Raw genomic sequence first — 8976 nt, forward strand, 5'->3', positions numbered from 1 at the left:
AGCGATTCCGCTGAAGGACTGGCGGACCGCCGCGCATGCGTGTATACGGAACGGTCACACGCGCTGTCGACGACGGATCGGAGGGCGGATGTCGGATCGGGAGGGGACTCCGGGAATGCCCGTCCGCGGAATGGACGAGGGGGAGTGCTGCTCGGTCGAGGAACGGCGACCCTACCCGGCGACTCTGGACACGGCCCCGGGCCGGGCCGCTGGGCGAGAGAATTGACCGGGCGTTCACCGGGCCGACCCCTCGCCGAAACACTGCGATGATGGGCTCTCCACTGGTGATCGCCGTCGCACCCGCGTCGCGGATCACCCGCCGCGGGCGAGCGGCGGTCCCGACGAGAGGGAGGACGCGATGGACACGGCCACGACCGCGACCGGCGACCGCCCGTCCACCCAGCCGTCCCGGGAGCGCCCGAGATGCCCCCGGGTCCGCGCTCGCACCGTGATCGGACGGCTCCTGCTCGTCCCCCTCGTGGTGCTCGCCCTCTTCGGCGCCGGGATCCCGCTCTACGTCACGCCCCCGATCGACCCGATCCCTGAGCAGGCGGACGCGGTCTTCGTGCTGGGCCCCTCCACGAGGGCACGAGTCGAGTTCGCCCGCCGGATCATCACCTCCGGGGCGACGGACACGATGGTGCTCTCGGTCGGCCCCGGCGAGATGAACGCTCCCTACGAGGCCAAGAAGTACAAGAAGTGCAACGAGCCCGGCGGCGACGTCCTCTGCTACTCCGCCGACCCGCTCACGACCCAGGGAGAGGCCCGGCAGCTGCGCGACATGGCCGAGCAGTACGGCTGGGACCACGTCATCGTGATCACCAACGCCTCCCACCTCGTGCGCGCCGAGATGATCATCGAGCGCTGCTACTCCGGCGAGCTCTCGATGGTGCCCTCGGGCGAGCCGATGGGCCTGGACTACCTGGTGAACCAGTACGTCTACCAGACCGGCGCGTTCCTCAAGGCCTTCCTGGTCACCAACGGCTGTTGACGCGAGCACTCCTCCTCGAGCCGCCGAGCCGGCCTGCGCTAGTCTGCCCGGGGCGCCATCGGCCCCGAGCCCGCTCCTGCGGAGCCCGGCCGGCCCGGCCCACGACGGCAGCGCGGCAGGAGGATCGACCGGGGAGACCCGCGACGCTCCCCGCTCCGCACCGGTCACCCCCACGCGAACCCCTCCGAAAGGCCCGCCCGTGACACCTGCCCGATCGATCTTCGCCGTCGGCCGCGGCCAGTACGAGAACATCGGCGACATCATCCTGCGTCGCCAGCTCCTCGACTGGCTCCGCGAGTCGGGTCCGCTCCACGTCTACGTGGGCCACTCGCCGTGGGGCTACGACGACGGCCTGCGCCTGGGCCCGGACGACACGGTGTACCGCTCGCTCCTGCGCTGGTACGCGGCGCTCGCCCGCGAGGCCCTCGCCGGCCGGGCGAACTCGGTGTTCAAGCCGGGAGAGATCCAGCTGACCCTGATCGGGATGAAGGAGCACCTCGTGATGCTCCCGGGCATCGCCCTCGTGCGCCTCGGCGGCGGCCGCGTGATCCGCGCCGGCGTGGGCACCCGCAACTTCGCCCCGCTGCCCCGCGCGATCATGTGGCCCTCGATGGCGCTCTCGAGCTACACCCGCTGGCGCGACGACAAGACGGCCGGCTACATGCGCGTCGGCGCCGCCATGCCCGACCTCGGCTACGGCGAGGGCTCGAGCGACGCGGAGCTGACCGCGTTCGCCGCGCAGCCCGACGAGGAGCGGCGCGTTCTGGTCCTCTCCCTCCGCGAGGACCACGAGGTGGACGCCCGCCCCTACCCCGAGCAGGAGTGGCTGGCCGCGATCAAGGGCTTCGCCGAGCGCGAGGACCTCGACATCGTCGTCGTCACGCAGGTCGCCGTCGACGCCGAGCGCTCCCGCCGTCTCGCCGCCGACCTCGACGCGGACATCCTCGACTGGGATCCGGCGCACACCCACGACGAGCACGAGATCCTGCTGCGCGAGCTCTACCGCACGGCCCGCGTCGCGATGAGCGACCGGCTGCACGTGATCATCATGGCGTTCACCGAGGGCGCGGCCCCGGTGAGCCTGCAGATGGACGGATCGACGAAGGCCTCGCGCCACTTCGAGACCATCGGGATCCACGACGTCACGGTCGACATGTCCCGGACGACCCCGGCCGCCGGCGTCGAGACCTTCTCCGCCGTCGTCGCCCGCCGGAGCGAGCTGCTCGAGAAGCTGCTCGTCGCCCGCGGGCGCCTCCGCGGCGTTCGCGACGACATCCAGGCGCTGCTCGCCGTGCCGCCCCGCAGCCGCCCGGCCGCCGCGGCAGCCCCTGCCGGCCCGAAGACGCGGGTGTACCACGTCGGCCGCAGCGGAGAGGTCCCCGGAGGCATGACGCAGGTCGTCAACGGGTACCTGCGCTGGCCGTTCGAGCGCTCGGACGTCCGGGTGATCTCCTCCCGCACCGCTCCGGGCGAGCACGTCGCCGCGGCCCGCCTGGCCGCCGGCGCCGCCGCCCGCATCGTCGCGATCGCGCGCCGCGAGCCCGGCGCCGTGATCGTCGTCCACCTCTCGGAGCGCGGCTCGTTCCTCCGCGAGGGGTCCCTCCTCCGCCTCGCGCACCGCCTGGGCCTGCGCACGGTCGCCCACCTGCACGGCAGCGAGTTCGCCGCCTTCACCGCCGCGCACCCGCGCCTGGTGAAGGACGTGCTGCGCAGCGCGGACGAGATCATCTCGCTCTCGGAGGAGACCTCGGCGATCTGCCGCCGCTACGTCCCCGCCGAGCGCGTGCACCTCGTGCCCAACGCGCTCGAGCAGGGCACCCCGCGCGACAAGACCCGCACCGTCGTCTTCGGCGGCGTCGTCAGCCACCGCAAGGGCGTCGACGTGCTGCAGAAGGCGTGGGCGCAGGTCGAGGGCAAGGAGGGCTGGCGCCTGCTGGTCGCCGGTCCGATCCGCGAGCCGGAGGTCGTCGACCGCGGCGTCCCGGGGATCGAGTTCCTCGGCTCGCTCGAGAACGCCCGCCTGCTCGCCCTGCTCGACGAGGCGTCCATCGCCGTCCTGCCCTCGCGCGACGAGGCGATGCCGATCTTCATCCTCGAGGCACTCGCCCGCGACGCGGCCGTCGTCTCGACCGCGGTCGGCGGCATCCCCGAGGTCCTCGGCGACGGCTGCGGCCGCGTGGTCGCGCCCGGAGACGTGGAGGGCCTCGCCGCCGCGCTGACCGAGCTCATCACCGACGAGGACGCCCGGGCCGAGGTCGTCGAGAAGGCCGGGGCGCGCTTCCGTGAGCGCTTCTCCGCCGACGCCGTGTTCCCGCGGGTGGAGGAGGTCTGGCTCGGCTGAGCCGCCTGCGACTTCGCCCCGGATCGCGCCCCCGGCCCCGCTCCGGGCCTGGGCGGAGCCGCGGGAGCGTAAAATCGCTGGAGTCCGCGTCGCCGTGCCGTCGCGCGCCCAGCCGTCCGCTCCCGGACGCCTTCTCCCTCCATCCCAGAGAGGCTCGACCGTGGCCATCGCCGCCGACTCCGACCGCCGCCTGTGGACCCTGCCCCTCGCGCGCGCCGTGATCGCGGCGGTCGCCGGCTGCGTCGTCACCTTCTCGCCCGACCACGGGCCCGCCTTCGGCCTCGCCGTCTTCGGCGGCTTCGCGATCGCGACCGGCGCCGTCTCGCTCGCCCTCGGGCTCCGCAGCTGGAGCGGCCGGGCCCGCCCGCTCGCCCTCGGCTCCGCGGTGCTCACCCTGGTCGCCGGAGTCGCGGCGCTCGTCGCGCTCCCGGTCGCCAACCTGCTCTCCTTCGTCGCCCTCGTCGCCGGCTGGGCGCTGCTCTCCGGCTTCCTCGAGTTCTCGAGCGGCCGCCGCGGTCAGGGCCTCGCCGCACGCGACTCCGTGATCGTCGGCGTCGGCACGATGCTGCTCGGCGCCGCCTTCGGACTCCTCCCGCCCCACCCCGTCGTCACCGTCGGCCTCCTCGGCGCCTACGCCGTGATGGTCGCCGTGTTCCTCGCCATCGCGGCGTTCTCGCTCAAATGGGCCGCCGGCGCCGACGCAGCCACCGGACACGATCCCGTCGCCCCCACGACACCGACCTCCGGAGGAGACCGATGACCGCCGAAGGCCAGCAGCCCGACCCCGCCTCTCCCGCCGACCGCGCCTCGGCGGCCGACTCCGCCCCGGCGCGCGACCCCGGCGAGTTCACGCCCCGCACGTTCCAGCCGACCCGCAAGGACCGCCTGCGCCCGCTCGAGCTCATCGGCTTCTCCGCGGTGATGGCGGCCTTCGTCGGCCTGGTCGTCATGCTCTCGACCCGCGAGCCGGTCGTCGCGCTCATCTCGTTCGGCGTCGCCTTCATCGTCGTGCTCGTCGCGATCGCCATGTTCTCGCTGACCTTCAAGCCGGACGAGGCCGAGATCGCGGACATCGACGAGCAGGACTCCGCACACTAGGCGAGGGACGGCTCCGCCGCTCCCAGTCGACCGGGAGCACGCCGCGCGGGCGGATAGTCCCTTCCGCCGCGCATGCTGATGGAGCAGCCCGGAGGGCGTCTCGAGATCCCGCCTGCGCACGCGGGCGCCGCTTCCGCGTCGGTGGTCGCGCGTAGCGTGCGGAGGGTGGCGGAGGCGATCGGGCGGTGGTGGCAGAGGCGGCGGTTCTCGCGCGGCGCCGACGTCCCCTACGCGGTCGGCACCTACCGGGAGGCCTGGGCGTCCTACCCCGTCCTGGTGCGGCAGTACCGGCCCGAGTACAACGAGGGCATCGTGCTCAGCCAGATCCCGCCCGCGGCCGACGTGTACCTGTGCTGGCTCTGCGACGCCGGACACGTCTTCGTCGCCACTCCCGAGGAGCAGCGCCACCGTCCCGGCCGGGAGCGGCGCCGCTCCTCCTGGTGCCCCGACTGCGCCGAGCTCGCCTCGCCGCGCCTGCCCCGGGCCGCGCCGATGATCGGCGGCCGGCTCGCCGAGGTGCTCGCGCCGACGGCCGCCCCCGGCGACGGCTCCTTCGTCCTCCTGGCGCCGCCCGCCGTGATCGCGCGGGGGCTCCCGACGTCCGCGTCGCCCACCGGCCGCGGGTCCGCGTCACCCGCCGACCCGAGCGGATCCGCGCGCGCCGCGTCGTCGACTCCTCCGTCCGCTCGATCCACCCCTCCAGCTGCCGCCGCTCGGGCCGCGCTCCCGCCCGCCCCTCGTACCGCCGCCTCCGTCGTTCCGGCCGCGGTCCCGTCCGCCGGCCCGTCCGCCCGCCCGGCGCGCTCCCGAGCCCGGCCCGCCCGCGTGTGCCCGAAGACGCCGGACCTCCCCGTCGGCGAGCCCTTCGCGAGCCGGTGCGCGCCTCCTCCCGCCTCCGCCGTCGAGGCGCGGCTCCGGGCTCTCCTCGTCGAGCGGCTCGTCTTCGACCCGGCGCACACGGCGGTCCGTCTGAAGCGGCCGTTCTTCGAGCACTGCGAGGCGTGGCCCGACCTGGTGCTCGGCGAGCTGCGCGTCGCGATCGAGTACGACTCCACCGGCCGTCACGGACTCGAGCACGTCGGGCACCGCGAGGAGGCCGACCGGCGGAAGGACCGCGCGCTCCGCTCCGCCGGGTGGGAGGTGGTGCGCATCCGCACGGGGAAGCTGCTGCCGCTCGGCCCCCACGACCTGGTCGCCACGGGGGTCACGGCCGCGCTGGCGGACCGCCTGGTCGACCGGCTCCGCGATGTCCGCGGTCCGCTGCTCGTCGACGCCTGGGGGCGCTGACCGAGTCGCGCGGCGGCTGCGGGACTGTCCTCCGGGACCCGTCCCCGTCGCTCCGTCCCCGTCGCTCCGTCCCGGTGTCCGGCTCGGCGGAGCGGGACCCGCCGACGCAGTGCCGGCGAGCGGGAACCGTCGAGTGGGAGCCGGCGAGTCGGAGCGGTCGAGTCGCAGCCGACCGCTCGCAGCCGACGCGTCAGAGCCGCAGGGCCAGCGCCTCGCTGCGCCAGCGGCGGTGCAGAGCCCAGGGGTCGGGTTCCCCGGCGCGCACGGTCTCGATGTGGGCGTCGAGCGCGGGGCTGCGGGCGAACCACTCGGTGCGCTCCAGGCGCTCGTCGGCGAACTGGGCGTGCCGGTGCTGCTCGAGCGCCCGCCCGCCGCGCTCGAACGCGAGGAGCTCCTCGTGCCGGAGCCGGTGGAGGCGCTGCCGGGGATTGCCGCTGGTGCCGATCTTGATCCGCTCGCCGAAGCGGATGTAGTAGACGACGTCGACCCGGGGTGGCGGCAGCTCGCCGTCGGGGGCGTCGCCGAGCCGCCACTCGCAGGCGGCGCAGAGCCAGGCGGAGGGGAGCCGGACGCCCAGGCGGGACCCGCACGCGGCGCACGGCGAGGGCAGGGCGTCGATCACCCCGTCCTCGCGGGCGACCCAGTCGTGCGCGAGCCCGAGGTGCGCCGCGCAGAGCGCGAGCGGCGCGCCCGTCTCGGCCGAGGAGGCGCACCCTCCGATCGCGCACGCTGCCATGCCGCCGACGCTAGGTGCGACCCCCGACATCGCTCCGTCGTCGACCGCGCCGCCGCGAGCACGCAGGAGTCCGAGTGCTCGCTCTCGAGGACGGCGGCATCCGCGCGATCGCGGCCCGGCGGATCAGCTCAGACGGTCGACCAGCGACGAGGCGAGGCCCGTGTAGCCGCCCGGCGTCAGCGCCAGCAGGCGCTCCTTCGCCGCGTCGCCGATGTCGAGACCCTGCACGAAGACGGCGAGGTCGTCGGCACCGAGGCGCTTGCCGCGGGTCAGGTCCTTCAGCAGCGCGTACGGGTCCGTGATCGAGGAGCGGCCGGCCGCCACCTCCGCGCGGATCACCGTCTGGATCGCCTCGGCCAGCACCTCCCAGTTGCCGTCGAGGTCGGCGGCGAGGGCGGTCGGGTCGAGGTCGATCTCGAGCAGGCCGCGGGCGATGTTGTCGAGGGCGAGGAGGGAGTGGCCGAACGCGACGCCGATGTTGCGCTGCGTGGTCGAGTCGGTGAGGTCGCGCTGGAGGCGCGAGGTGACCAGGGTCTGCGCGAGCGAGTCGAGCAGGGCGCTGGAGAGCTCCAGGTTCGCCTCGGCGTTCTCGAAGCGGATCGGGTTGATCTTGTGCGGCATCGTGGACGAGCCGGTCGCCCCGGCCTGGGGGATCTGCCGGAAGTAGCCGAGCGAGATGTAGGTCCAGACGTCGGTGCAGATGTTGTGCAGGATGCGGTTCGCGTGCGCGGCCCTGCCGTAGAGCTCGGCCTGCCAGTCGTGCGACTCGATCTGGGTGGTCAGCGGGTTGAAGACGAGGCCGAGGGAGGTGACGAACTCCTCCGCGAGGGCGGGCCAGTCGGTGCCGGGGTCGGCGGCGAGGTGGGCGGCGAACGTGCCCGTCGCTCCGCTGAACTTGCCCAGGTACTCCGTCGCCTCGATCTGAGCGACGACCCGCTCGAGCCGGTAGGCGTAGACGGCGAACTCCTTGCCCATCGTGGTCGGGGTCGCGGGCTGGCCGTGGGTGCGGCTGAGCATCGACTCGTCGCGGTAGCGGACGGCCAGCTCCCGGAGCGACGCGACGACCGAGCGCAGCTTCGGCAGCCAGATCTCGCCGACGGCCTGGCGGACCACGATCGCGTAGGAGAGGTTGTTGATGTCCTCGCTGGTGGCGGCGAAGTGGGTGAGCTCGGCGATGCGCTGCAGGCCCAGCTCCTCGAGCCACTGGCGGACGAGGTACTCCACGGCCTTCACGTCGTGGCGGGTGCGGGCCTCGAGGGTCGCCAGCTCGTCGATCTCGGGCTGGCCGAAGTCGCGGGCGCGGCGGCGCAGCTCCTCGGCGGTCGCCGCGTCGACGGGCTCGGAGCCGAAGAGGCGGCGGTCGGTCAGCGCCAGCAGCCACTCGACCTCGACGTGCACCCGCGCGCGGTTCAGCCCCGCCTCCGAGAGGTACTCGCCGAGCGACGAGACGGCACCGCTGTAGCGGCCGTCGAGGGGGCTCAGCGGCTGGGTGGGGAGCGAGGTCATGCGGTGGTGCCTTCCGGTTCTCAGGTGTCCTGCGCGAGGGCGGCGCGCGCGTCGGTGGAGTCGGGGCGGACCGAGCGGTTGCCGCGCAGTCCTGGTTCGATCTGGGCGAAGAGGGCCCGGCAGGCGCGCTCGATGAGCGCGAGCACCGAGTCGAACGCCGCCGCATCGGAATAGTAGGGGTCGGGGACGTCGCCCTGCGGGGAGAGGCCGGGCTCGAAGTCGAGCAGGCGGCGGATCTTCTGCCGGTCGACCTCGGTGCGCGCCCAGGAGCGCAGCGCGCGCTCGTGCCCGTGGTCGAGCGCGACGACCAGGTCGAACTCGGCGAAGCGGGACGGGTCGAAGAGCTGGGCGCGGTGGCGGCCCCCGTCGAAGCCGTGACGCTCCAGCGCCGCGAGGGCGCGGCTGTCGGCGTGCTCGCCGAGGTGCCACTCGCCGGTGCCGGCCGAGCTGATCTCGATCGCGGAGCCGAGCCCCGCCTGCTCCGCCAGGGAGCGCAGCACCACCTCGGCCATCGGCGACCGGCAGATGTTGCCGGTGCAGACGAAGCACACGGCGAAGGCCGAGGGCGCAGGGGAGTCGGGGGTCACCCGCCCATCATGGCGCACCGCGGCTCCTCCACAGCAGGCCGATCGCGGCCGCCGTCCACCGATGGCGCGCGCGGCCTCCCGGGCGGCGGCGGCGCGGCCGATGCTGGCTGCCGAGCCCGCGGTGTCAGTCCTGACGGCGGCGGAGGAAGGGGCGCAGGAGGAGGCCGATGAACCAGTTCACCAGGGCGAGCACGAGGGCGCCGAGCACGCCCCACCAGAAGCCGTCCACGACGAGGCCGAAGCCGAAGAGGCCGCTGATCCAGGCGGTCAGGAGCAGCAGGAGGCCGTTGACGAGGAACGAGACCAGGCCGAGCGTCAGCACGTACAGGGGGAACGCGACCACCCGCACCACCCCGCCGACGACGGCGTTGACGACGCCGAAGATCACCGCCACCAGCAGGTACGTGAGGACCGCCGCGGCGGGTCCCTC

Annotated in this window: 9 protein-coding genes; 5 read left to right on the forward strand and 4 right to left on the reverse strand. The window is 74.1% G+C overall.

What is annotated here, in order from left to right; genetic code table 11:
* The first annotated feature begins 448 nt into the window (after positions 1–448).
* The 5 genes from C5C74_RS06490 (at position 449) to C5C74_RS06510 (ending at position 5717) form a co-directional block, all read left to right on the forward strand.
* Positions 449–991 carry a YdcF family protein gene (locus C5C74_RS06490; protein ID WP_146084859.1) on the forward strand — a complete coding sequence of 181 codons (543 nt, stop codon included), beginning with the start codon at positions 449–451 and terminating at the stop codon, positions 989–991.
* A 199-nt stretch (positions 992–1190) separates the two neighbouring features.
* Positions 1191–3332 carry a glycosyltransferase family 4 protein gene (locus C5C74_RS06495; RefSeq protein ID WP_104347133.1) on the forward strand — a complete coding sequence of 714 codons (2142 nt, stop codon included), beginning with the start codon at positions 1191–1193 and terminating at the stop codon, positions 3330–3332.
* A gap of 160 nt (positions 3333–3492) precedes the next feature.
* Positions 3493–4092: a DUF308 domain-containing protein gene (locus tag C5C74_RS06500; protein ID WP_104225185.1), complete on the forward strand. Its 600-nt coding sequence runs from the start codon at positions 3493–3495 to the stop codon at positions 4090–4092.
* The gene (locus C5C74_RS17790; RefSeq protein WP_258059918.1) at positions 4089–4430 is read left to right on the forward strand and encodes a hypothetical protein; all 342 of its coding nucleotides are present in this window, start codon (positions 4089–4091) and stop codon (positions 4428–4430) included. The genes C5C74_RS06500 and C5C74_RS17790 overlap by 4 nt, the downstream gene beginning before the upstream one ends.
* Positions 4431–4595: 165 nt before the next feature.
* On the forward strand, positions 4596–5717 hold the full coding sequence (locus C5C74_RS06510; protein ID WP_258064107.1) for a hypothetical protein: 1122 nt from the start codon (positions 4596–4598) through the stop codon (positions 5715–5717).
* Between the two features lie 190 nt (positions 5718–5907).
* On the opposite strand, the gene C5C74_RS06515 is transcribed toward C5C74_RS06510, so the two are convergent.
* The 4 genes from C5C74_RS06515 to C5C74_RS06530 all read right to left on the reverse strand — a co-directional run.
* On the reverse strand, positions 5908–6453 hold the full coding sequence (locus C5C74_RS06515) for a GIY-YIG nuclease family protein (RefSeq protein ID WP_104351190.1): 546 nt from the start codon (positions 6451–6453) through the stop codon (positions 5908–5910).
* 123 nt (positions 6454–6576) lie between these two features.
* Positions 6577–7959, reverse strand: coding sequence for an adenylosuccinate lyase (gene purB / locus C5C74_RS06520; RefSeq protein WP_104225198.1), 1383 nt, complete (start codon positions 7957–7959; stop codon positions 6577–6579).
* A gap of 20 nt (positions 7960–7979) precedes the next feature.
* Entirely contained in the window at positions 7980–8546 is a 567-nt protein-coding gene (locus C5C74_RS06525) for a low molecular weight protein-tyrosine-phosphatase (protein WP_181027248.1), read from the reverse strand.
* Positions 8547–8670: 124 nt separating this feature from the next.
* Positions 8671–8976: phage holin family protein (locus C5C74_RS06530; RefSeq protein ID WP_104351191.1), on the reverse strand; the 306-nt coding region annotated here is incomplete at its 5' end.

Origin of the sequence: Rathayibacter sp. AY1E8 (assembly GCF_002931415.1) — a bacterium.
Taxonomy (GTDB): Bacteria; Actinomycetota; Actinomycetes; order Actinomycetales; family Microbacteriaceae; genus Rathayibacter.

What these genes read in the sequence shown, in the direction of transcription:
- C5C74_RS17790 (WP_258059918.1), top strand. Translation starts at nt 4,089, where the DNA reads ATGACCGCCGAAGGCCAGCAGCCCGACCCCGCCTCTCCCGCCGACCGC.
- C5C74_RS06515 (WP_104351190.1), bottom strand. Translation starts at nt 6,453, where the DNA reads ATGGCAGCGTGCGCGATCGGAGGGTGCGCCTCCTCGGCCGAGACGGGC.
- purB (WP_104225198.1), bottom strand. Translation starts at nt 7,959, where the DNA reads ATGACCTCGCTCCCCACCCAGCCGCTGAGCCCCCTCGACGGCCGCTAC.